This is a genomic window from Amycolatopsis sp. NPDC098790, from assembly GCF_044759945.1.
In the GTDB taxonomy this organism is placed as follows: domain Bacteria; phylum Actinomycetota; class Actinomycetes; order Mycobacteriales; family Pseudonocardiaceae; genus Amycolatopsis.
The window spans coordinates 294719-318194 of sequence record NZ_JBIWAI010000009.1; the positions used below are offsets into that span (position 1 = coordinate 294719).

The 23476-nt window shown below is 72.1% G+C and carries 19 protein-coding genes; 13 read left to right on the top strand and 6 right to left on the bottom strand.

The features are described from left to right. The first annotated feature begins 103 nt into the window (after nucleotides 1–103). The gene (locus tag ACIQWX_RS47230; protein ID WP_400885995.1) at nucleotides 104–700 is read left to right on the top strand and encodes a TetR/AcrR family transcriptional regulator; all 597 of its coding nucleotides are present in this window, start codon (nucleotides 104–106) and stop codon (nucleotides 698–700) included. Here ACIQWX_RS47230 and ACIQWX_RS47235 read toward each other — a convergent pair. Continuing rightward, nucleotides 697–1275, bottom strand: coding sequence for a TetR/AcrR family transcriptional regulator (locus tag ACIQWX_RS47235; protein ID WP_400885997.1), 579 nt, complete (start codon nucleotides 1273–1275; stop codon nucleotides 697–699). The two genes, ACIQWX_RS47230 and ACIQWX_RS47235, sit on opposite strands and share 4 nt — an antisense overlap. A gap of 89 nt (nucleotides 1276–1364) precedes the next feature. Here ACIQWX_RS47235 and ACIQWX_RS47240 point away from each other — a divergent pair, with 89 nt between their 5' ends. The 9 genes from ACIQWX_RS47240 to ACIQWX_RS47280 all read left to right on the top strand — a co-directional run bounded on the left by ACIQWX_RS47240 (nucleotide 1365) and on the right by ACIQWX_RS47280 (nucleotide 13099). Then, nucleotides 1365–2933 carry an MDR family MFS transporter gene (locus ACIQWX_RS47240; protein ID WP_400886004.1) on the top strand — a complete coding sequence of 523 codons (1569 nt, stop codon included), beginning with the start codon at nucleotides 1365–1367 and terminating at the stop codon, nucleotides 2931–2933. Between the two features lie 11 nt (nucleotides 2934–2944). Continuing rightward, complete coding sequence (locus tag ACIQWX_RS47245) at nucleotides 2945–3424, top strand: universal stress protein (protein WP_400886006.1); 480 nt, start codon at nucleotides 2945–2947, stop codon at nucleotides 3422–3424. Nucleotides 3425–3469: 45 nt separating this feature from the next. Further along, on the top strand, nucleotides 3470–4627 hold the full coding sequence (locus ACIQWX_RS47250) for an FAD-dependent monooxygenase (protein ID WP_400886009.1): 1158 nt from the start codon (nucleotides 3470–3472) through the stop codon (nucleotides 4625–4627). Nucleotides 4628–4803: 176 nt separating this feature from the next. Then, nucleotides 4804–6030 carry a DUF222 domain-containing protein gene (locus ACIQWX_RS47255; RefSeq protein ID WP_400886011.1) on the top strand — a complete coding sequence of 409 codons (1227 nt, stop codon included), beginning with the start codon at nucleotides 4804–4806 and terminating at the stop codon, nucleotides 6028–6030. A gap of 1558 nt (nucleotides 6031–7588) precedes the next feature. Beyond that, entirely contained in the window at nucleotides 7589–8389 is an 801-nt protein-coding gene (locus tag ACIQWX_RS47260) for a helix-turn-helix domain-containing protein (RefSeq protein WP_400886013.1), read from the top strand. Between the two features lie 43 nt (nucleotides 8390–8432). Beyond that, nucleotides 8433–8942 (top strand): (2Fe-2S)-binding protein, encoded by a 510-nt coding sequence (locus tag ACIQWX_RS47265; protein WP_400886015.1) that lies wholly within the window; start codon nucleotides 8433–8435, stop codon nucleotides 8940–8942. Then, nucleotides 8942–9940 (top strand): FAD binding domain-containing protein, encoded by a 999-nt coding sequence (locus ACIQWX_RS47270; protein WP_400886018.1) that lies wholly within the window; start codon nucleotides 8942–8944, stop codon nucleotides 9938–9940. The genes ACIQWX_RS47265 and ACIQWX_RS47270 overlap by 1 nt, the downstream gene beginning before the upstream one ends. Continuing rightward, nucleotides 9937–12108 (top strand): xanthine dehydrogenase family protein molybdopterin-binding subunit, encoded by a 2172-nt coding sequence (locus tag ACIQWX_RS47275; RefSeq protein WP_400886020.1) that lies wholly within the window; start codon nucleotides 9937–9939, stop codon nucleotides 12106–12108. Before ACIQWX_RS47270 ends, ACIQWX_RS47275 begins: the two co-directional genes overlap by 4 nt. Then, nucleotides 12095–13099: a hypothetical protein gene (locus ACIQWX_RS47280; RefSeq protein WP_400886022.1), complete on the top strand. Its 1005-nt coding sequence runs from the start codon at nucleotides 12095–12097 to the stop codon at nucleotides 13097–13099. Before ACIQWX_RS47275 ends, ACIQWX_RS47280 begins: the two co-directional genes overlap by 14 nt. Nucleotides 13100–13194: 95 nt before the next feature. On the opposite strand, the gene ACIQWX_RS47285 is transcribed toward ACIQWX_RS47280, so the two are convergent. The 3 genes from ACIQWX_RS47285 to ACIQWX_RS47295 all read right to left on the bottom strand — a co-directional run bounded on the left by ACIQWX_RS47285 (nucleotide 13195) and on the right by ACIQWX_RS47295 (nucleotide 17775). Further along, nucleotides 13195–13533 carry a hypothetical protein gene (locus ACIQWX_RS47285; RefSeq protein WP_364454109.1) on the bottom strand — a complete coding sequence of 113 codons (339 nt, stop codon included), beginning with the start codon at nucleotides 13531–13533 and terminating at the stop codon, nucleotides 13195–13197. Nucleotides 13534–13651: 118 nt separating this feature from the next. Beyond that, nucleotides 13652–16783, bottom strand: coding sequence for a family 43 glycosylhydrolase (locus ACIQWX_RS47290; protein ID WP_400886025.1), 3132 nt, complete (start codon nucleotides 16781–16783; stop codon nucleotides 13652–13654). Nucleotides 16784–16896: 113 nt separating this feature from the next. Next, on the bottom strand, nucleotides 16897–17775 hold the full coding sequence (locus tag ACIQWX_RS47295; RefSeq protein ID WP_400886027.1) for an LLM class flavin-dependent oxidoreductase: 879 nt from the start codon (nucleotides 17773–17775) through the stop codon (nucleotides 16897–16899). A gap of 122 nt (nucleotides 17776–17897) precedes the next feature. Here ACIQWX_RS47295 and ACIQWX_RS47300 point away from each other — a divergent pair, with 122 nt between their 5' ends. Beyond that, a complete protein-coding gene (locus ACIQWX_RS47300) occupies nucleotides 17898–18776 on the top strand; it encodes a LysR family transcriptional regulator (RefSeq protein WP_400886029.1) in 879 nt (292 codons plus the stop codon). 406 nt (nucleotides 18777–19182) lie between these two features. On the opposite strand, the gene ACIQWX_RS47305 is transcribed toward ACIQWX_RS47300, so the two are convergent. Beyond that, entirely contained in the window at nucleotides 19183–19743 is a 561-nt protein-coding gene (locus ACIQWX_RS47305) for a TetR family transcriptional regulator (protein ID WP_400886032.1), read from the bottom strand. 103 nt (nucleotides 19744–19846) lie between these two features. Between ACIQWX_RS47305 and ACIQWX_RS47310 the strand changes: the two genes are divergently transcribed. Next, the gene (locus tag ACIQWX_RS47310; RefSeq protein ID WP_400886034.1) at nucleotides 19847–21409 is read left to right on the top strand and encodes a GMC oxidoreductase; all 1563 of its coding nucleotides are present in this window, start codon (nucleotides 19847–19849) and stop codon (nucleotides 21407–21409) included. 18 nt (nucleotides 21410–21427) lie between these two features. Next, complete coding sequence (locus tag ACIQWX_RS47315) at nucleotides 21428–22591, top strand: lipase family protein (protein WP_400886037.1); 1164 nt, start codon at nucleotides 21428–21430, stop codon at nucleotides 22589–22591. Here the strand turns inward: ACIQWX_RS47315 and ACIQWX_RS47320 are convergent. Further along, nucleotides 22543–23475, bottom strand: a complete 933-nt coding sequence (locus ACIQWX_RS47320) for a hypothetical protein (RefSeq protein WP_400886040.1) — start codon at nucleotides 23473–23475, stop codon at nucleotides 22543–22545. The genes ACIQWX_RS47315 and ACIQWX_RS47320 overlap by 49 nt on opposite strands. Nucleotide 23476: the final 1 nt, after the last annotated feature.

Here is a 23476-nt window from a genome sequence, read left to right on the forward strand (position 1 = left end):
CGAGACGACTCGTCTCGTCTCGTCTCGTGGCGTCGAGTGTGCCCGGCTCGCGGCGACGTGTCAAGACGGAACGGTTCGTCTCGTCGTGCGCTAGGCTGCCGCCATGGCCACGAAGAAGCCCGACGCCGCCCGGCGCAGCGAACGGTCCCGGCAGGCGATCCTCGCGGCGACCCGCGAGCTGATCGTCGAGCTCGGCTACGCGAAGGTGTCGATCGACGCCATCGCCGCGCGCGCGGGCGTCGGCAAGCAGACGATCTACCGGTGGTGGCCGAACAAGGGCGCGGTCGTGTTCGACTCGGTCCTCGAGCTGAGCGCGGACCCGTCCGGCGCGGTCGCCGCGCTGCCCGACACGGGTGACCTCGAAGCGGACTTGCGCCTGGTCATGCGCGCGACTGCCGCCGAGTTCGCCGATCCGGCGTTCGAGGCGCCGATCCGCGCGCTCAACACGGAGATCGCGAACGACCCTGATCTGGCCGCGCTCTACCACGAGCGGCTCGCCGCTCCGGTCGACGAAGCCAAGAAAGACCGGTTGCGCAGCGCTCAGCGTGCGGGTCAGCTGGCGGCCGACGCGGACCTGGATCTCCTGCTGGAGGTGCTCTACGCGCCGCTGTACCAGCGGTGGCTCCTGCGGACCGGCCCGTTGACCGAAAGCTACGCGGACGCCCTGGTCGCGACGGTGGTGAAGGCGTTCCGCCCCTAGCGGAACTCGACCCGGCCGAGCAGCTCGTCGAGGACGTCGGGCAGCGGCTGGTCCGCCGAGCCCTCGAGCCACAGCACGCTCGCGGTCCGCACGGCCGCGAGGAACGTCGCCGTCATCAGGCGCGCCAGGGGTTCGTCGAGGTCGTGGCCGCGGGCGGCGAGCACCGCGGCCAGGTCTCGCTCCAGCGTGATCTGGTCGCCGGCCTGCTGCGCGAGCAGTGACGGGTGGCGCCGCAGCAGGCGCAGCTGGGCCACCCATTCGCGGTCGGGGACCGCGCGCCCGTGGTACAGCTCGCGGCTGGCCGTCCGCAGTGCCTGCCACGGCGGTTCGGCCGCCGGCCGGTGCTCGACCAGGGACACGAGCACGCCGGTCCGTTCCCGGTCGGCGTGCAGGATCGCGTCTTCCTTGTTCGTGAAGTAGTTGGAGAACGTCCGGCGCGAGACGCCCACCGCGTCGGCGATGTCCTCGACCGTCACGCCGTCCAGCCCGCGCTCCATCGCCAGGTGCAGCGCGGCTTCGTGCAACGACTGCCGCGTCGCCGCCTTCTTGCGGGTGCGGAGGTCGAGGGTGTCCATGCGCTCAGCGTAGCGACCCGGGAATAGTTTGCCCATTGTGCAAGTTTGCCCAATGCGCAATGATGGTCCGGAACGTGCGAAGGGATGCCATGAAGTCCGATAGAACCGACTCGTCCGGGTCGATGCGGCACCGCGAGGTGCTGGAGTCGCTGTCCGGGCTGCTGCTCGCGCTGTTCGTGGCCATGATCAGCTCGACCGTCGTCTCGACGTCGCTGCCGCTGATCATCGGCTCGCTGAACGGCACGCAGACGCAGTACACCTGGGTCGTCACGGCCACGCTGCTGGCCGCCACCGCCACCACCCCGATCTGGGGCAAGCTCGCCGACCTGTTCAACAAGAAGACCCTCGTGCAGGTCGCGATCGTGATCTTCGTGGCCGGCTCGATGATCAGCGGCTTCAGCCAGGACACCGGGCAGCTGATCGCCGCGCGGGCGTTCCAGGGCATCGGCGTCGGCGGGCTGCAGGCGCTGGTCCAGGTCGTGATCGCGGCGATCATCCCGCCGCGCGAACGCGGCCGGTACAACGGTTACCTCGGCGCCGTCATGGCCGTCGCGACGGTCGGTGGCCCGCTGCTGGGCGGCCTGATCGTGGACGTGCCGTGGCTGGGCTGGCGCTGGTGCTTCTTCGTCGGCGTGCCGATCGCGGTGCTGGCGTTCATCGTGCTGCAGCGCACCCTGAAGCTGGAGACCGTGCGCCGCGAGAACGTCCAGGTCGACTACTTCGGCGCCGGCCTGATCGCCGCCGGGGTGAGCGTCCTGCTGATCTGGGTGTCGTTCGTCGGAAACTCGTTCGACTGGATCTCGTGGCAGACCGGCGTGATGGTCGCGGCCGGGCTCGTGCTGCTCGCGGCCGCCGTGCTGGTGGAGAAGAAGGTCCGCGAACCGGTCGTGCCGCTGCACATCGTCGTCCAGCGGACGCCGGCCCTCGCGATCATCGCGAGCCTCGCGGTCGGCATGGCGATGTTCGGCGGCGCGGTGTTCCTCGGCCAGTACTTCCAGATCGGCCGCGGGTACACGCCCACCGAGGCCGGGCTGCTGACCATGCCACTGATGGCCGGGGTCCTGGTGTCCTCGACGGTGTCCGGCAGGCTGATCAGCCGCACCGGCAAGATCAAGCCGTACATCGTGTCCGGCGCGATCATCCTGGTGCTCGGCTTCCTCGGGCTCGGCATGGTCGACCACGCCACGCCGCTGTGGATCGTCGGGATCGCGATGGCCGTCGTCGGCGTCGGCGTCGGCATGACGATGCAGAACCTCGTGCTGGCCGTGCAGAACGACGTCCCGCTGCGCGACCTCGGCTCGGCGAGCGCGTCGGTGACGTTCTTCCGCTCGCTGGGCGGCACGATCGGCGTTTCGGTGCTCGGCGCGGTGCTGGCCAACCGTGTGTCCGCCGACCTGGCCACGGCGCTGCACGTGCCGGAAGGCCAGGCGTCGACCGGCGGGGTCAGCGCGCTGAACCTCAAAGCGCTGCCGCCGCAGGTGCAGGCGGTGGTGCACACCGTGTACGGCGACGCGACCGCGCACATCTTCCTGATCTCCGCGGCGGTCGCCGTGGTCGGGGTGATCGCGGCGCTGCTGCTCAAGCCGATCACGCTGCGCACGACCATCGACGTCTCGGAGAAGGCCGACGAACCGGCGTCCGACGCAGTAGTGGGCTAGGGGAGAAGGCCATGGGCGAGCCCAGTGCGTTCGAGTCCACTGTGGAGCGCTTCGGCCCGCGCCGGGACACCCCGGCGCGGGCCATCCTGGCCGGCGTCGACGGCACGGACACGGCCATGCGGGCGGCGGCCTTCGCGTTCGGCATGGCCCGCCGCCAGGGCAGCAGGCTCGTCGTCGTGTTCGTGGCGTGCCCGGCCCCGCTGGCCCCGCTGCGGCCGGCGGTGGCCACGGTCCTGGAACACGACACGGCCACGCACCTGTACGCCGAGCTGCGCGACCAGATGCGCTCGGCGGCCGAGGAACTGCGCATCGCGGTGACGCTGGTGAAGACGTACGGAGACCCGTACACGGCGCTGCGCGAGACGGCGGACCGCTGCCAGGCCGACACGGTGGTGGTCGGCGCGTCCCAGAAGGCGGGTCACCGGTTCGCGGGGTCGGTCGCGACGAAGCTGATCCGGGCGGGTCATTGGCCGGTGCTGGTCGTCCCCTGAGGGAGAAAAGGCCCGCCTGGCCCTGTCACGCCGTACTCTTGCGGGATGCGCGCCGAACCGGAGATCGCCGTGATCGGGGGCGGGATCGGTGGTCTCGCGACCGCCGCCTTCCTGCACCGGGCCGGGCTCCGGTCCACTGTGTACGAACAGGCACGCGAGCTGAAGGAGGTCGGCGCCGGCCTCGTCGCCGCACCGAACCTGGCGCGTCTCCTGCGTGAGCTGGACGCGTTGCCCGCCGACGCGGTGTGCCTCGACATCGGCTGGGAGTTCCGCCGCTGGCAGGACGGGACGGTCCTTTCGAGCGAGGACCTCCGCGAGTCGTGCGAAGCGTTGTACGGCGAGCGCACGTACACGGTCCACCGCGCCGATTTGCTGGCCGCGTTGGCTTCGGCGCTTCCCGCCGACACGGTGCGGCTGGGCAAGCGCTGCGTGTCGGTCGAGGAGGGCGAGCGGACGAAGGTCCGGTTCGCCGACGGTTCGTCTGCCGCGGCCGACGTGGTGATCGGCGCGGACGGAGTCCATTCGACGGTGCGCGCGGCGCTTTTCGAGGCGGCTCCTCCGGCGTACTCGGGCCTCTGCGCGTTCCGGGCGCTGGTCCCGGCATCCGACGCGCCATCCCTGGCCCGGCGGCGCGCACAGACGTTGTGGATCGGGCCGGGGCACCATTTGGTGCACTACCCGGTTTCGGGTGGCAGGCTGGTCAACCTGGTGGCGTTCGCGCCGGCGGGGGAGTTTTCGGTGGAGTCCTGGACAGCGACGGCAACGGCCGAGGAGTTCCTGGCCGAGTTCGACGGCTGGGATCCGCGGTTGGTCGAGTTGATCCGCGCGGGTGGGACTCCGGGGCGGTGGGCGTTGCTGGATCGTCCGCCGCTTGAGCGGTGGAGCCGTGGCCGGGTGACTTTGCTCGGCGATGCCGCGCATCCGATGTTCCCGTTTTTCGGTCAAGGGGCGGCACAGTCGGTTGAGGATGCTGCGGTGTTGGCTCGTTGCTTGGCTTCGCTTTCTCCTGTGGATGCGTTGCGGAGGTACGAGGTTTTGCGGATGCCTCGGACTGCGCAGTTGCAGGTGGCCAGTCGTGGGCGTGCGGAGGTCAACCACCTTCCGGATGGTTCGGCTCAGGTTGCGCGGGATGCTGCTTTTGCTGTTGGGGATCCGTTGCGGGACAATGCATGGATCTACGGTTACGACGCCTTCGTTGCCTGACTTGTTTTTTACAGATGACGGCTTCGCCGGGGCGTGGGAAATCGGCGCTTCTTGTGGTCTCTTGTTGCTCGGTGCCGGAGCGCCGATTCCCCACGCTACGGGTGCCCCTGCCGGAGTTCTCGTGGTCTACCCGAACGAGTGATGATCGTGTGTTCGGGTTCGGCTAACCTTGTTTTATGGCAACGGAAACGGCGCGGAAGACGGATGCGATGGCCTTGGCCGATCGTATCACCGCGCTGCTCACTGTTGTGCGGTCGGCTGAGGCGGAGATTGGTGCGCTGCTGGTCGAAATCGAGTCGCGTGGGGTGATGGAGCTGTTCGGCTACCGCTCTACTGCTCGCCTTTTGGAGCACCTGGCCGACATCCCGAAGTCCGCGGCAGAGACGGTGGTCAAACGAGCCCAGTCCTTGCACCCGGGCCACCATCTCGACAGCCCGCCCGCCGTGGCTCCCTCGACGGCGGCTGCCGCTTCTTCGGGCCGCTTGAGCAACCCGATGATCGACACCATCGTCGGAGCGTTGACCGAGGTTCCCCTTGAGCACCGTGACGATGCCGAGCAGCACCTGCTGGCCTTGGCCGAGAATGCGGGTTACAAGCAGGTCGCTGCCCTCGGTGCGCGGATCGTGGCGCACCTGGACCCCGACGGCCCCGAACCCGACACCACCGAACCGCCGGTCCCCAGCCGAGAACTCTCCCTACGGCGCAAAAGAACCGGTATCTGGGAACTCCACGGCCGGTTCGACGACGAGACCGGCATCCGAGCCAGCGCCCTGCTGGACTCCCTGGCCGAACGCCGCACAGGCACCAACGAGACCGGCGACCACCGCTCCCCGCAGGAACGCTACGGCGACGCCTTCTCCGACGCGATCGACCTAGCCCTCAACTCCCCAACCCTGCCGATGCAGGCAGGCGAACGAGCCCACGTGATGGTCGCAGTGCACTTGAAGGACCTGAAGTCCGGCCTCGGCGAGGCGACATTGGGCGACACGGGCACGATGTCGGCGGCCGAGGCGCGGGTCCACGCGTGCGACAGCATGATCATCCCGGCGGTACTGGGCGAGAAAAGCGAACCACTCAACTTGGGCCGCCTCCGCCGCCTGATCTCGGCAGGCTTGCGCCGAGCGTTGTACCTGCGCGACCGAGGCTGCGCATTCCCGGGCTGCCACCGCCCACCCCGCCACTGCCAGGGCCACCACATCCGCCACTGGGCCGAGGGCGGCCCGACAGACCTGCGCAACCTGGTCCTGATGTGCGCCCACCACCACCGACTGCTACACCGCTCAGGCTGGGAAGTCCGCATCGCCGCCGACGGCCTGCCGGAGTTCCTGCCGCCAGCGTTCCTGGACAGGGAACGAAAACCCAGGCGCAACAACTTGCACCAACCACTGCCATTCGCAGCGTGAGACAACCGAAGATGGGAAAGGCCCGCAGCCAGAAGGCTCCGGGCCTACACCCACGTCCCGGTCGCCTAACCCACCTCGCCCTGCGGCTTACCCCAACAACTGATCGTGCGTGGCAAAGGGAAGCCCGATCCGCCCTCCCGCAAACACTCGCGCCCTCCACGCCTACTCGCAAACACCCGTCCCGCCAAACCACACCCGCTGGCCCCGCCCGGCCGAAGCACCATTGACCCCACAAGTGCCCGCCCGGCCGAGCCACGCTCGCTGGCCCTGCTCGGCAGGTGGCCGCCCGGCCGAACCACACCCGCTGGCATTGACCCCACAAGCACTTGCCCGGCCGAGCCACGCTCGCTGGCCCCGCTCGGCAACAGCCCGCCCGGCCGAATCACACCGGCTGGCATTGGCCCCATAAGCACCCGCCCGGTCGAGCCACGCTCGCTGGCCCGGCTCGGCAGGTGGCCGCCCGGCCGAACCACATCCGCTGGCATTGGCCCCACAAGTACCCGCCCGGCCGAACCACACCCGCTGGCATTGGCCCCACAAGCAGCCGCCCGGTCGAGCCACGCTCGCTGGCGCCGCCCGGCAGGTGGTCGCCCGGCCGAGCCGCGCTCGCTGGCCCCGCGTGGCGACAGCCCGCCCGGCCGAGCCACGGCCGCTGGCCCCGCTCGGCAGGTGGCCGCCCGGCTGAGCCGCGCTCGCTGGCCCCGCTCGGCAACAGCCCGCCCGGCCGAATCACGCTCCCCGGTACCGGCCCCGCAAGTGCCCGCCCGGCCAGCACCCGCCCTGCAAACACCCCCGCAGAACCACCGCTGGAACCCACTCCGCAAACGCCCCAGCCGAACCACGCCCGCTGGCATGCCCTGCACGGACCCGCCCGCAGGCACTCCGCCGAATCACGCCCGCCGGCGAACTCACCTCAGCCGCCAAACCCCGCAACAGGTCAACACTGCGCGCGACGGGTTAGCCTCACCCAGCGCGGCCAACTGCTCCGGCTTCAACACGCCCACCAGCACCGATCCCACGTACCCCGGCGACTCCCGCTCCAGCCGGGCCGCGCCCCCTCCGTCAACGCTGCCCACACCGTCTGGGTTTCGCTCGCCCGTTCTCAGCGCACCAGCCGGGGCGTCACCGCACCAGCCGCCCGCTTCGCCTGAGCATCGGTCTCCCGGGCCTCCAGACGGGTCGCCACCGCGCCAGCAGGCGCGCCGCCCACACCGCCTGGGCATCATTCGCCCGTTTCCGGGTCGCCAGCCCCGCCGCCACCGCAGCAGTCGGCCCACCGCCCCGGGCATCGCCCGCCCATCCTCGGATTCACCAACAGGCCGCCACCACACCAGCCGACAACGCCATCCTCAACTCCCGAGCCCGCACCCCGCTCAAACCACGCCACACACCCGCCAACTCGCTGAAAATCTCACCCTCAAACCCCCACCCATCCGCCTGTAGTGTCGACACGTCGGTACCGAACCCTTGGAGCCGCGTGTCCGAAGCCTTGACCTTCGATCCGGGAACCGCTGCCCGTGTGCGGTTGTGCAGCCGCCGGGACAACGGGTGGTCCGGGGTGCTCGTTCGGATTCTGGACAACGCCGAAACCGCCGAACTGGACCTCCCGCCCATCGATGACCAAATCCTCGTGCTCGTCAACCAAGGCTTCACCGCCATCGAATCGCGGCACGGCTCCACCTGGCGGCGGGCGGACTACGGGCCGGGGTCGATCGGGCTCACCGCTCCCGGGCACCCGACCCGGATCCGCTGGTGCGGTACCGAACGGACCGAAACCACGCATGTGCACCTCCCTGGGGCCCTCGTCGACCGCACCGCCCTCGATCTCTGGGGGCGGGACGCGACCCGGCTCGGGCGGCCCGATGCCCTCTCCGTCGAGGATCCCGTGCTGGCTTCCGTCATCGGGGCCCTCAAGGCCGCCGCTCTCGCCGGGGCCGATGAGCTGTACGCCGAGTCCGCCGCCACCTTCCTTGCCGTTCACCTGCTCACCAGGCATGCCGATGCGCCGGCTCCGCGGGAGTTCGGGCGGGATGAGCTGCGGACGCGGCGGGCCGTCCGGTTCATCCGGGACAACCACCACCTGCCACTCTCGTTGGCGGACATGGCCGCCGCCGCGGAGCTGAGCCCGTTTCACTTCCTGCGGGTCTTCAAGACCGCCACCGGGCAGACGCCGTACCGGTACCTCACCCGGCTCCGGGTCGAACGGGCCTGCCGGCACCTCGAACGCGGCGAGCTCTCCGTCACCGAAATCGCGCAGGCGTGCGGGTTCGCGACGCCCTCACGGTTCGCTTCGGCCTTTCGGGCCCAAATCGGACAGTCGCCCTCCGCCTACCGGGCCGCCGTGCGGTACCAGCAATAAACGGCCGCTCGCACCGCAACCACGGGAAAGCGCCGGGCGGCGGATGCGGGTTAGCGTCGCCGGCGTGTCCACTCCGGAAATCATCGTCAACGGCGAGGCCGTCCGGCTCGAGCTGGATCCCCGCGAATCGCTGCTCGACGTGCTGCGCGAACGGCTCGGCCTGACCGGCACCAAGAAGGGCTGCGACCAGGGCCACTGCGGTGCCTGCACCGTGCACCTCGACGGCCGCCGCGTGGTCTCCTGCCTCACCCCGGCCGTGCAGGCCGCCGGGCAGACCGTCACCACCATCGAGGGCGTCGCCGGGCCCGGCGGGGCGCTGCACCCGCTGCAGCAGGCCTTCGTCGACAACGACGCACTGCAGTGCGGCTACTGCACCCCCGGCCAGATCATGTCCGGGCTCGCCTGCATCGCCGAAGGCCACACGGCCGACGACGACCAGATCCGCGAATACCTCAGCGGCAACCTCTGCCGCTGCGGTGCCTACGTCGGCATCGTCGCCGCCGTCCGGCAGACGGCCGACGGAACACCGAAGCAGCAACAGAAGGAAGCCTGATGCGCCCCTTCGCCTACGTCGCGCCCAGTAGCCTCGCCGACGCCGTCGACGCCCTCCGCGACGCCGTCCCCGGCACGAAGGTCCTCGCCGGCGGCACGACGCTCTACGACCTCATGAAGCTCGGCATCGAGACCCCGCCCGCCGTCGTCGACGTCCACCGGCTGCCCGAGCTGACCGCCATCGACGTCGGCGACGACGAACTTTCCTTCGGCGCCGGCGCCCGGATGGCCGACGTCGCCGACCACCCGGCCGTCCGCGACGCCTACCCCGCCCTGTCCGAGTCGCTCTGGCGGGCCGCGTCCCAGCAGCTGCGCAACATGGCGACCGTCGGCGGGAACCTGCTGCAGCGCACCCGCTGCGGCTACTTCCGCGGCGGCCCGGAGTTCCCCTGCAACAAGCGCCAACCCGGCAGCGGCTGCGCGGCGCGCGAAGGCCACGACCGCACCCACGCGCTGCTCGGCACCAGCGACGCGTGCATCGCCACCTACCCCGGCGACTGGGCCGTCGCGCTGCTCGCGTTCGACGCGGTCGTCGACGTCGTCGGCCCCCGCGGCGAGCGCACGGTTCCCCTCGAGGACCTGCACGTCGAACCGGGCGACGACCCGGCGCGCGAGCACACCCTCGACGCCGACGAGCTGATCCTGCGGATCCGCGTCCCGGCGACGCCCGCCGGCCGCGGCTCCACCTACCTGAAGATCCGCGACCGCGAGTCCTACGCCTTCGCGCTCGCCTCCGCCGCGGTCGCGCTGACCGTCGACGACGGCGTGATCGGGGACTGCCGGATCGCGCTCGGCGGCGTCGCCACGCGGCCGTGGCGGGCCGAAGACGCCGAACGCGCCCTGCGCGGCGCGCCCCTGACCGCCGAAGGCGCCCGGCACGCCGGGGAGATCGCCTTCGCCGGCGCGCGGCCCGGCACCCACAACGGATTCCGAGTCGAATTGGGCATCCGCACGGTCGCCGACGCCGTGCGCATGGCCGGGGAGAGAGCCACCCGATGACCGACACGCGCCGCGTGGACGCCTACGAGAAGGTCACCGGCCAGGCCGCCTACGGCACCGACCGCGTCCCGGACGGCGTCGCCCACGCCACGCTGGCCCTCGCGAAAACCGGTCGCGGCCGCGTGTCCCATGTGGACACCACGGCGGCCGGAGCGGTGCCGGGCGTCCTGCTCGTCGTGACCCGCTTCGACCCCGAAGAGCTGGGCGGACCCGGGTTCATCATGGGCGGCGGGTTCTCCTTCCAAAGCCTGCAGCCGCTGGTGGACGACCACATCGCCTACCGTGGCCAGCCGATCGCCCTCGTCGTCGCCGAAACCCTGCTCGCCGCGACCGAGGCCGCCGAGCTCGTCACCGCCGAGTACGAGCCCGAGCCCTTCGCCGTCCACCTCGACGCCGAAGGCGCGACCACGCTGGTCCAGGAAGAGGCGATCCCGCTGCCGTTCCTGGCCGACATCAAGGTCGGCGACGCGGACGCGGCGGTCGACGCGAGCCCGGTCCGGATCGAAAGCACGTACGAGCACGCCGCGCAGCACGCGGTGCCGATGGAGCTGAACGGCGCCGTCGTCGAATGGCGCGGCGACATGCTCGTCGTGCACGAGGGCACCCAGAACGCCGCCGCGGTGCGGGCCGGGCTCGCCCAGCAGCTCGGCCTCGACCCCGCGCACATCGAAGTGCGCTCGCCGTACGTCGGCGGCGGCTTCGGCCAGAAGAACTCGCTGCAGCCGCACCTCGGCCCGCTCGCACTGGTCGCGCGGCGGCTCGGGCGGCCGGTCAAGCTCGTGCTCGCCCGCACCCAGACCTTCCACAACGGCAGCTTCCGGCCCGCGACCCGGCACCGCGTGCGCCTCGGCGCGGACGAGTCCGGCAAGATCCTCGCCGCCGTCCACGAGGTCGACCAGCAGACGTCCCGCCACGACCTGTTCCCGGCCATGCACACCGAGGTCACCTCGCGGCTCTACGGTTTCCCGGCCTTCCGCGGCCGGCACCGGCTCGTGCAGACCGACGTGCAGACGCCGGGCTACATGCGGGCGCCGTTCGAAAGCTCGGCGATGTTCGCGTTCGAGTCGGCGATCGACGAGCTGGCCTACGCCACCGGCCAGGACCCGGTCGCGCTGCGGCTGGCCAACGACACGACGACCGACCCGGTGACCGGACGGCCGTTCTCCACCCGGTTCCTCGCCGAGTGCCTCCGCCGCGGCGCCGAGGAGTTCGGCTGGGCGGACCGGAACCCGGAGCCCGGCTCGATGCGCGCGGACGACGGTTCGCTCGTCGGCTGGGGCGTCGCCGCGGGCAACTACCCGGGCAACGTCGCACCCGCCGTCGCGCACCTCACCGCGCACGCCAACGGCTGCGTGACGGTCGGTGTCGACGGTCACGAGATGGGCCAGGGCATCCGTTCGGCGATCGCGCTGCTGGTGTCCGGGGACCTCGGTATCCCGGTGGGCGACGTCGAAGTCCGCGTCGGCGACACCCGTTTCGCGCCGCAGCACCTCACGGCGGGCTCGTGGGGCACGGCGACCGCGTTGCCCGCCGTCCACGCCGGCCTGCGGGAGCTGCGCAAGCACCTCGACGCCGCGGCCACCGGCGAGGTCGACGTGGCCGCGGCCGTCGAGCGTGCCGGCCATCCGATCGAGGTCGAAGCGGCGACGGTCGGGCCGGGGCAGGGCCCGGAGATGGTCGACCAGTCGAAGTCCGGGCACCTGGCCATCGCCGGCCCGGTCTACCCGGAGTTCAGCACGTTCAGCTGGATCGCCCACTTCGTCGAGGTCCGGGTCGAGCCGACGACGTGCCGGATCCGCGTGCCGCGCGTGGTCAGCGTCGTCGACTGCGGCCGGGTGGCGAGCCCGGTCACCGCGGCGAGCCAGGTGCGCGGTGGCGTGGTGTGGGGCATCGGCGGGGCGCTGCGCGAGGAGAGCCTGGCCGACGACCGGTTCGGCGGCTTCCTCAACTCGACGCTCGAGGAGTACCCGATCATGGTGAACGCCGACGTCCACCGCATCGACGTCGCCTTCGTGGACGAGCCCGACCTGCGGTTCAACCCGGTCGGCGTGAAGGGGCTCGGCGAGGTCGCGATGGTCGGCGTCGCGGCCGCGGTGGCCAACGCCGTGCACCACGCCACCGGACGGCGGCACCACCGGCTGCCGATCCGCCTCGATGACGTCCTCTAGGCAGCGGACCGACGATCGCCCGGCGGTCTGCCGTCCGGACGCGCTGAGCCCCGAAGCGCTGGCGGACGCGCGCCGGGCGCAACCCCGGCGGGGGCTGCTCGGCCTGGCGTTCGTCCTGCCGGTGGCCGCGCTGCTGGCGGCGGGCGCCGGCGGCCCGGCGCGTTCGCTGGAAGTGCTCGGCCCGCCGGTCACGTTCGCGCTGCCGATCGTCGCGGTGATCGCGTTCTGGTGGGAGGACTGGCCGGGCAGCCTCCTGCGCGGCGGCTGGCCCGGCCTCTCCGACACGGCGCTGGTGGTGGCCGGGGGAGCGGCGCTGACGCTGCTCGCCCGGGCCGTCACCGGGACGGCGTCCGTGCCGCTGGCGGCGGGCATCTTCACGCTGGTGCTGCAGGTGACGCTGGTCGGGGAGGGATGGCCCCTGCGCGGCCGGGGCATGCGCTGGCCGGGCGTCGCCGCCTTGGCCGCGTGCTGGGTCGCCGGGTGGGCGCTGTACCAGAGCCTGGTCGGGACCGGCCTGGTGCCGGGCGAGGACTACGGCGCGTGGTTCGCGGTCCTGGGCGCCGGGCAGATGGTCTGGTACGTGGCGTTGCGCGGCTGGCCGTTCGCCCGGATCCGGCGGCGCGCGGCGCGGCTGGCGACGGCGCACGCCGCGGTCGTCGCCTGCGCGTGGGCGGGCTACCTCGCGCTACCCCGGGAGTGGACCGCACCGGTCGCGGGCGCGATCATCGCGTCGGTGCTCGTCGTGGCGATGCTGTTCGAGGCGTGGCCGGGGATCCGGCTGACGCCGGTGCCGGGCCGCGGCACGGTCCTGGTGCTGGTGGCGGTGCTGACCGCGGCGCTGCTGTGGCTCGTCCCGCTGGTGGCGCGCGGCGCCGGGGTGCCGGACCGGCTGGTCGCCGCGTGGACGACGCACACGACGTTGAACGCGGTCAGCCTGGCGGTGATCCTGCACGTGGCGGTCTGGCGCCGCTGGCCGGTCTCAGCGCCGTGACGCGGCGGTCGCCAGCTGCTCGGTGATCTGGGCGAGCAGCTCGGTCGCGGCCTGGTCCAGCGCGGCCAGGTCGGCCAGCGTCGTCTCTTCGGTCTTCACAGGTCTTCCTCGAACGCTTCGTGGCGGGCGATGACGGCTTCGGCGAACGCGGTGTGCACGCGGAGGTACTCGTCGCGGCCCACCGCCGCGTCGGCCCACTCGTGCCAGCGGATGTGCGCCTCGGCCACGTCGATCTTCGCGGCCGCCGCCACCGTGGCGGGGGCGGTGCCGGCGAGGATCGCGTGGTGCATGAGGGACGGCGAAGACCGCCGGGCGAGCTCGGCCAGCGCGGCGAGGCGGCCGAGTTCGGTGAGTGCGTCGGAGGCAACCGGACGGCGACGCGGCACCGGGACCGGGCGCGAGCTTTCGAGACCGTCGGTCAGGACGCTGGTCATCAAACGACTCCTGGGCGGAAGCGGCGAACAGACACCAACGGCGGACGTTTACCCCGCTGGTCCCGGGGTAAACGCCGCCGCTCGTGATCTCCGTCTCACCGGTTCGAGTGGCCCCGGCTCAGTTGTAGCGGACCTTTCCCCGGCACTGCGGGATCCGCTCCGGCCGCACGCTCTCCAGCGTCGGCTTCACCGGGGCAATCGTCCCGTCGGGCCGGAAAGTCAGCTTGTCGATCGTCGTCTCGCGGTGGGTGCCGTCGCCGCCCGGGATGCCGAACCGGTGGTAGGCGAGGTACCAGTCGTCGGTGCCCGGGACCTGCAGCATCGAGCTGTGCCCGGTGCCGAGGACGCCGAGGTGCGCGTCCTTGCTCAGGATCAGCCCGTGGTTGGTGAACGGCCCGGTCGGCGAAGGCGCCGTCGCGTAGCCGACGCGGTAGTCCTCGCTGCGGGTGTCGTCGATCGACCAGCTCAGGTAGTACGTCCCGTGCCGCTGCACCATGAACAAGCCTTCGCGGAAGCCGTCCAGGCCGGTGAGCCGGGTGATCCTCGCCGGGTCGAACGACACCATGTCGTCGTTCAGCGGCACGACGTAGGCGTTCCCGTTGCCCCAGTACAGGTACGGCTGCCCGCTCGCGTCGACGAACACCGCCGGGTCGATCGCCTGGCCGCCGTCGGGGTTGCTCGCGATCAGCGGCCGGCCCGAGTCGACGAACGGGCCGGTCGGCGAGTCGCTCACCGCCACGCCGATCTTCGCCTCGGCGCAGAAGTAGAAGTAGTACTTGCCGTTGCGCTGCGCGATCGTCGGGGCCCAGGCGTTCTTGTCGGCCCAGGAGACGTCCGGGCCGAGGTCCAGGACGACCCCGTCGTCCGTCCAGTTCACGAGGTCCTTCGACGACCACGCGGAGAACTTCGTGCCGCTCCAGCCGTCGAAGCCGTCGGTCGTCGGGTACAGGTAGTACGTGTCGCCGAACGCGACGATGTTCGGGTCGGCGTGGTACCCGGGCAGGACCGGGCTGCGCGTCTCGTGCGCCTCGACCGTCCACACGCGACGGTCGCCGCCCGCGCCGGTCACGGTGAACTGCCGCGGCCGGCTCAGGTCCACGGTCCGGGTGTCCGGCTTGATCGTGGCGCCCGGTGCCAGCCCGAACTTCGGCGCCAGCTTCCGCAGGTCCGTCCCGGGCCGCACCGGCAGCACGACCGTCGACGCGCCGGAGTCGATGACGGCCGGGGTCTTCAGCGAAGCCAGCTCCACCGAGCGGATCGTCGTGCTGTTGGACGGCAACGCCGACACCTGGAGTCCGGACAGAGCCCGGTTGTAGAGCCGGACGTCCTTCATCTTGCCGCGGAAGTACTTGTCGCCCGCGTACACCGACCGGCCGAGGTAGTTCGCCGCGGTGACGCCGCCGCCGAGGTCGGACGGCTTGATCGTGGCGTTCGCGTTGCGGCCCACCTCGACGCCGTCGAGGTAGAGCACCGCCACGCCGTCGCCGACGGTCAGCGTCAGGTTCTTCCAGACCCCGCGCGGCAGCCCGCCGCTCGCCGCCACCTGCTGCTCGGTCGTCCAGTTCCCGGTGGCGATCGCGCCGCGCAGGCCGCCGCTCGCGGTGCCGCCGGTGGTGAACAGGTAGCCGTCGCCCGCGCCGGAGGGCGCCGTGTTGCCGAAGCCCCACAGGAAGTACGGCGTCTGCTGGGCCGGGTCGACCAGGACGTCGGCGGACACCGTCGCGGCGGCGGCGCCGGTGAGCAGGTTGTTGGGCAGCTGGACGTGCCCGTTGGTGCCGCCGAACGTCAGCGAGCCGCCGGCCCAGGAGACGTCACCGGCGAGTGCGCCGTCGTAGCCGTGGCCGGTCGTGTCGGCCGCCACCTGTCCGGACTTCGCGTCCAGCGGCCAGTGGGCGACGAGGCCGTCGGCGTCCGCACGCACGGGTGCCGGGGGAGCGCTCAGCCGGTCCATCTCCGCCTGCGTGACCGGCAGGACGGTGCCGTGGCGCGGCGACGCGGGCAGGTGCGCCCCGGCGGACATCGTCCACCGGCCCGAGTCCAGGTCGGTGGATTCGAACGGGACGTAGCCCCGGCCGCCGAACTCGTCGATGAACAGGTACCACTTGTCCTCGGTGTTGGACTTGAACCCGGTGGGTCCTTCGCCCGCGGAGAGGCCGGGGCTCGTCGCGGTCGCCTTGCCGATGCAGTCGGCGACGAAGCCGTAGTGCGGGTCGAGCAGGTCGGTGGACTTCTCCTCGGTGATGAACTTGCTGCACGGCGTCGAGGACGTGTTGTTGCGCTCGTCCTTGGTGAAGCGGTAGTAGGTGTCCTGGTTCTTGATGACGGTCGAGTCGATCACCGAGTAGCCCGGGTCGTTCCAGACCTGCGGCGCGGTGAAGGTGACGAAGTCGCGCGTGGTCGCGTACATCATCCGGTTGTAGCTGTCGCCGGTGTGGTTCGGGTCGCTCTCGGCGTAGAGCTTGGAAGCCCAGTAGACGACGTAGGTTCCGCGCTGGGCGTCCCAGAACGCTTCCGGGGCCCAGGTGTTGCCGGCGGTCGGCGGCGAGACCTGGACGCTGCGCTGGCGCGACCAGTGCGCCAGGTCGGTGGACTCCCAGACCATGATCGACCGGCTGCCGGTGCGCTGGGCGGCGTCCCAGCCGCGGCCGGCGTAGATCCGCAGGTCGGTGGCGAGGAGGTAGAACTTGTCGCCGTCGGGGGAGCGCAGGATGAACGGGTCGCGCACGCCCAGCTCGCCGAGGCTCGACTTGAGCACCGGCTTGCCGTGGTTCAGCTCGGTCCAGTTCAGCGGGTCGTTGCCCTTGCTGAGCGCCGAGTAGATCTGCTCGCCGTCGGAGGTGCCCTCGCCGGTGAAGTAGAAGAAGCTGTAGCCCGCCAACGGTTCCTGGGCCGGCTTCGGGACGACGGTGGCGGCGAACCGCCGCGTGGTGCTTTCGCGGCCGAGGCTCACTTTCGCAGTGAGGACGACTTTCGCGGGCCGGGCGCCGGTCGGCGGCCGGGTGACCTCGCCGGTCGGGGTGATGACGGCGGGCGCGGACGACGTCCAGGCGACGCTCGTGCCGTCCGCGCCGCTCGTCGGCAGGGTGAGGTTGCCGCGGACGTCGTCGATGCCGGGCACGGACAGGGAGGCCGCCGCGTCCCGGACTTCGCCGGACGGGGGCGCGGCGCCGGCACCGGCGGTGCCCAGCGGGACGAGTGCGGCCGCGACGGCCAGCACGACGCCGAAACGGCGCGGGGAGAACAACTTCATCGTTGTCGGTTCCTTCGGGGCGCGTCGGGACCAAGATGATGTTAGCGTTAACATCAAGCGGGGCACGCTGACCTTAAAGTCCGTCGTGTCCGCTGGTCAAGGGGCCGCCCGGGTCAGCCGAGGTCCGCCAGGGCGGGCGCGAGCCGGTCCAGCACCGCGATACCGGCGCCGAAGTCGTCGGCCGGCGGCGGCATGAGCAGGACGTGGTCGGCGCCCGCGGCGAGGTGCTCGCGGACCTTGGCCGCGACGGCGTCCGGGCCGCCGTGGGCCACGACCGCGTCGGCGATGCCTTCGACGTCGTCGAGGGCGAAACCCAGGCGGCGCAACGCGTTCGCGAACGCCGGCAGGTTCAGCGTCGCCGTGACCCGCTCGACGGCCGCGGCTTTCGCGCGGGCGGGGTCGGGCTCCGGCACCACGGTGAGCCCCACGACGAGGAGCTTGCCGGGGCCGAGCGTGGCCCGGGCCTGGGCCGTGAACGCGGGCGGAAGGGAGACCGGCAGGGCTCCGTCCGCGATCCCGGCGGCCAGGTCCAGCATCTTCGGCCCGTTCGCGCCGAGGACGAGCGGGTACTTCGCGTCCGAAGCGGGCGGCGCGGTCTCGGCGGTCATCCGCTCGACGTAGCCGCGCAGCGTCGCCAGCGGACGGCCGAAGTCCCGGCCGGTGCCTTCGGCCTGCTGCGGGTAGCCGATGCCCACGCCGAGCACCAGCCGGTCCGGGTACGCGTCGGCGAGGAAGGCGGCCGCGGCGTGCAACGTCTGCGGCTCCCGGGCCCAGATGTTCGCGACGCCGGTGCCGAAGGTCAGCCGCTCGGTCGCGCCGAGCAGCACCGCCAGCTGCACCAGGGCGTCCTTGCCGCCGACGACCTCGTTCGTCCACACGGTCCGGTAGCCGGCGCGCTCGAGGCGGCGCACGGCGTCGCGCTGCTGTCCGGCCGCCGGGGTGCGGGTGAACGAGATCGGCAGGTAGGCGCCGACGGGGCCCAAGGTGACCATGGAGTTCCTTCCGGAGGGGTACCTCCACCGTGGCGGCGCCGGGCACCTCCGGTCCAATGAGCGTTTCGCGAACCGCGTTGCGATTCCGGCATCACCGCACGTCACCGGACTACGGTGGGACCATGTCCGACCTCGATCTGCGCCTGGTGCGCAGCTTCGCCGTCGTCGCCGAGCACCGGCACTTCGGCCGCGCGGCCGCCGAGCTGCACCTGACGCAGTCGTCGCTGAGCCGGCAGATCGTCCGGCTCGAACGGCAGGTCGGGGTGCGCCTGCTGGACCGGACGCCCCAGGGCACGCGGCTCACCGAGGCGGGCGAGGCGTTCCTGCCGCTCGCCGCCGACGTGCTGCGGGCGGCGGCGGACGCGGTGGCCCGCGCGCGGGCCACCGCGCACCCCAGCCGGATCACCGTGGGCTTCACCGGGAACCTGATCGTCACGCCCGCCGTGCGCGAGCTGCGCCGCCACCACCCCGGCGCCGAGGTCCGCACCCAGCACCTCCCCTGGGACGGCGCGCGGGCGGCGTTGCTGGAGCACCGCGTCGACGTGGCCGTGGTCCGCCTGCCGCTGCAGGCCGCGCAGCTGCACGTGACCGTGCTCTACGACGAACCCCGCGTGCTCCTGGTCCCGTGCGAACACCGCTTGGCGGGCAAGGAATCCGTGACGCTCGCCGACATCGCCGACGAGCCGCTGCCCCGCGCGCTCGACGCGGAGTGGGACGCGTTCTGGCGCGTCGACCCGCGCCCGGACGGCCGCGCCGCGCCCGGCGGGCCGCTCGTCGAAGCGGTGGAGGACAAGATCGAGCTCGTGGCGAGCGGGCAGGCGGTGGCGATCATCCCGGCCCTGCCGGCCGCCGTGACCGGCTACCGCGCGGACCTGACGACCGTGCCGCTGGAGGGCGTCGAGCCGAGCCGGGTCGCGGTCGTGACGCGCGCGAGCGAGCGCAACCGGCTCGTGGCGGCGTTCCGCGAGTACGCGCGGGCGCTGCTGACGCCGCCGGAATGAGCGATGCCGCGGCGCCTCGACGGGGCACCGCGGCATCCTTTGTGGACGGTCGGGTCAGCGGGGCGTGGCGGACGTCCCGGCCGGCGTTCGCGAGACCTGCCGGGCCCGCTTTCGCTGGATGGCTTCCTGTTCGCGCTGCAGTTTGGCGTGCCAGGCTCCTGAGTCGTTGGTCATGGTGCACTCCGGTGGACGAGAAGTGTGCGTGGCTGTGCCGTGCCGCGGGCGAACCCGGTCACGGGCGGAGGGGCGGCCCGGCGAAGGAGGACCTGGGATCCGAGGTGCCGTGCCGTGTCCCCGAAGTACCCAGGCTTTTGGGCGGTCAACCACGATTTTGTGGTCCGACCTGCGGATCTTCCCTGTGTGGCACCGGGTTCACACGTTCGGCCCAAGCAGTGCTCCAGGCGGGTTAAGCGTTTTCAGCACTCGGCTCACGCGTGCCGGCGAGGCCGTCGAGGAACACGCGCACCAGGCGCTCGGCCGGTTCCGCCGACACCAGCGCCGCCTCGTGCATCTCGAACAGCAGCGCCAGATCCGCCGGCTCCAGGTCCGCGCGCACGCTGCCTTCGCGTTGCGCTTCCTCGAAAGCCGGGCGCAGCAACGAAACCAGCGCCTGCGTGTAGTGGCGCCGGCTGCGCTCCGGCAGTTCGCGGAACAGCCGGACGAGCGGGCGCCGCCGGGCCTGCATCGCCAGCACCGTCCGCAGCAGCTCGCGGAACGGCTCCGGGCCGCGCGCCCGGTTCTTCAGCGCCGAGAGGTGGTGGGTCGCGACGGCGAGGGCCAGCGCCGTGCGGTCGGGGAAGTGCCGGTAGACCGTCGCCCGGCCAAGCCCGGCGCGGCGGGCGACCTCGTCCAGGACGACGTCGGCGTCCTCGCTGAACGCCTCGTCGGCGGCGCGGAGGATCGCCTCGCGGTTGCGGCGGGCGTCGACGCGCCGGGGCCCGGCCGCGGACGGTCGCACAGCGCGCATGCCCCGAAACCCTACTCGCGAGTAGTGAGACCGGCAATCCGTTCCATCTCTCGTTTCGGATTCGTAGATTCACGCAACGTCACCGTCGACGGAGGAGCCGCCCATGCCCAGCCTGAACCGCCGAACCGTCCTGCGGGGCGCGGCCGCCGTCGCGGGCGTCGCCGCGCTCGGGGCGGGCCGGGTGCCGCTCACCCGGGAAGAGCACCGGGTCGTCGTCATCGGCTCCGGGTTCGGCGGAGGCGTCACGGCGCTGCGGCTCGCGCAGGCCGGCGTGCCGGTGCTCGTGCTCGAACGCGGCCGCCGCTGGCCGACCGGGCCCGGCGCCGAGACGTTCCCGCACCCGACGTCGGCGCCCGACAAGAGGATCTTCTGGCTCGGCTCCGCCCCCGCGCTGCCCGGCCTGCCGTCGCTGCCGCCGTTCGAGCGCTACACCGGGCTGCTGGAGCAGGTCAGCGGCCAGGGCATGAGCATGATGTGCGCGGCGGGCGTCGGCGGTGGCTCGCTGGTCTACCAGGGCATGACGCTGCAGCCGACGGCCGAGCTGTTCCACGCGTGCTTCCCCGAGCAGCTCGACTACACCCGCCTGGACGCCGAGTACTACCCGCGCGTCGCGCGCATGCTGGGCATCGAGACCGCGCCCGACGCGCTCATCGAGAGCAAGCCGTACAAGGCGTCGCGGATCTTCGCCCGCAACGCGCGCAACGCCGGCTACGGGGTCGAGAAGATCCCGATGCCGATCGACTGGGACTTCGCCCTGCGCGAGCTGAACGGCGAAATGAAACCGTCCTACACCAACGGCGACTGCGCGCTCGGGGTCAACAACGGCGGCAAGCACTCGGTCGACGTCACCTACCTCGCGGCCGCCGAGGCCACCGGCCGCTGCACGGTGGCGACCCTCCACAACGTCACCGACGTCGCGCAGGCCCCGGACGGCCGCTGGGAAATCCACGTCGACCGCATCGACACCTCCGGGACCGTGCTGGAGAAGAAGGTCCTCACGGCGAAGGCGCTGGTCATGGCGGCCGGCACGGCGAACACGACCCGGCTGCTGATGCGCGCGGGCGCGAAGGGCGACATCCCCGACCTGCCCGACGCGCTCGGCGCGGGCTGGGGCAGCAACGGCGACCGCATCTACACCTGGACCGACCTCGCCGACGACTTCGGCGCCCCGCAGGGCGGCCCGGTCGTCTACGGCAGCAAGGAGTGGGCCGACCCCGCGACGGCCAACACCGTCATCCAGGCGTCCCTGCCGCCGCTGCCGGACCTGCGCACCACGATGCTCGTCGGGTACGGGATCAGCAGCGGCCGCGGCCGGTTCGTCTACGACGCAGCCAAGGACGACGCCGTCCTGCACTGGCCGTCGAACGCCGACGCGAAGCTCAGCGCGCGCATCCACGAACGCATCTCCCGCATCGCCGGCCCGCTAGGCGTGCTGCTCGACACGACCGCCCTCGCGCCCAGCACGTGGCACCCGCTAGGCGGCGCCGCGCTGGGCTCGGTCTGCGACCTCGAAGGCCGCGTGCTCGGCCACCGCGGCCTCTACGTCCTCGACGGTGCCCTGATGCCCGGCACGACGGCCGCCTGCAACCCCTCGATGACCATCGCCGCGCTCGCCGAGCGTGCGCTGGACCACCTGATCCCCGAAGACGTCGACCGCGTCTTCTGAACTCGACGAGGAGTTCCCATGCGTCGCTTGTGGACGGTCCTGCTGGCCGTCGTCCTGGTGCTCGCCACGGCGGGACCGGCGGCCGCCGATCCACCGCAAGGGCCGGCGGGCGACGCGTTCTACACGCCGCCGAGCCCGCTGCCCGCCGGTGCCGACGGCGACGTCGTCTGGTGGCGGCCGCTGCCGGACTCCGGTGCGGTCAAGGGGTACCTGGTCCTGTACCGGTCGAGGTCCGCGACGGACACGCCGATCGCGGTGTCGGGCCGGGTCCTGGTGCCGGCCAAGCCGTGGACCGGCAGCGGACCGCGTCCGATCGTCTCGGTGGCCAGCGGCACCCGCGGCATCGGCGACCGCTGCGCGCCCTCGAAGTTCCAGCCGGACTACGAGAAACCGCTGTTCATCGACGCGATGCTGAGCCGCGGCTGGGCCGTCGCGATCACCGACTACGAGGGCCTCGGCACGCCGGGCCTGCACACCTACATCGTCGGCCGCTCGGAGGGGCACACGGTGATCGACGCGGTCCGCGCGGCCACCCGGCTGCCGGCCGCGGGGCTAGCGGCGGGCGGCCCGGTCGCGTTCTCCGGCTACTCCCAGGGCGGCGGGGGAGCGGCGTGGGCGGGTGAGCTGGCGCCGTCGTACGCGCCTGAGCTGAACGTCGTGGGCATCGCCGCCGGGGGCACGCCGGCGGACTTGAACGTCGTGGCGAAGGGCCTCGAAGGCGGGATCGGGTTCGGGTTCCTGCTGCTGTCGGCGCTGGGCCTCGACGCGGCGTACCCGGAGCTGGACCTGCCGGACTACCTCAACGACCGCGGCCGCACGCTGTACGAGACGCAGCAGGACGCCTGCGTCGACGCGGTGTTCGGCTACGCCTTCGGGCACATCGCCGACTACACGACGTCGAACCCGCTCACGACGGCGAAGTGGCAGGCCCGGCTGGCGGAGAACGAGCTGGGCGCCCGGCCGCCGCACGCGCCGGTCTTCCTGTTCCACGGCAGCCTCGACGAGATCATCCCGCTGTCGCAGGCGCAGACGCTGCGGCGCGAGTACTGCGCGGCCGGGGTGGACGTCACGTGGGGCACGTACCTCGGCGAGCACGTGACGACGTTGGCGTTCTCCGCCGGCGACGTCGTGAACTACCTCGGCGACCGGTTCGCGGGCAAGCCGGCGCGCTCCAACTGCTGAGCGATTTCGTCGCGGGGGTAGGGCGTCTTGCGGCTTTCGGTGTGGAGCGCGAAGTAGAAGGCGTTGACGACCTCGGCGAGTCCGGCGTAGTGACCGACGCCGGCGTCGCCGAGGTCGTGCCGGACGGCCCAGTTGTGCAGGCGGGTCAGCACGTAGGCCCGGTCGTGCGCGGAGTGGTCGGCGAGGAACTCCGCCTCGGCCGCCGAGAGCGTGAACTCCGGGAACACCGCGAGCCCGAAGTCGGTGAGGTAGAGCCGGTCCCCGTCGGTCACGATGTTGGCGAAGTGCGCGTCGAAGTGCTGGACACCCCGGCCGGCCAGGAAGTCGGTGATCGCCCGGAGGTCGCGGTGGGCGAGGGCCAGGTCGTCGGGGTCTTCGGTGAGCCGGTGCGCGAGGTCCTGCGGCACGTACTCGAGGAACAGCACGAGGTCGGTGGTGGCGCCGGCGAGGGCTTCGAGCCGGCGCCGGACGCCCGCGTCGCCGTGCCAGAACGCGACGTCCGGCTCGATGTCCGCGGCAGGCCGCGGCAGGCCGGGCAGGATCCGCCAGTGGTGCAGGAGCGGGAAGTTCCCGCACGCGCCGGTGCGGACCCAGCCGGTCGCCGCCAGGTGCGCGTGCAGCTCGCGCCACGCCCCGCCGCCCGCCGAACCGACGCCGTAGTGCGACCACGGCGGCAGGCCGTAGAGGTCGGCCGTCGAGCCTTCGTGCCTCAACTCGACGTCGGTGAGCGCGACCCGCTTCACGAAGACGGGCTCGCCCGCCACGGTCAGCAGCCAGGTCGACCCGCCGATCCCGGTGCCGAGCGGGCGCGCGTCGGCGAGGACGTCGTCGGGTGCGCCGGCCAGCGCGGCGGCGATCTCGTCGTGGCGGGCGAGTCGGGTCATC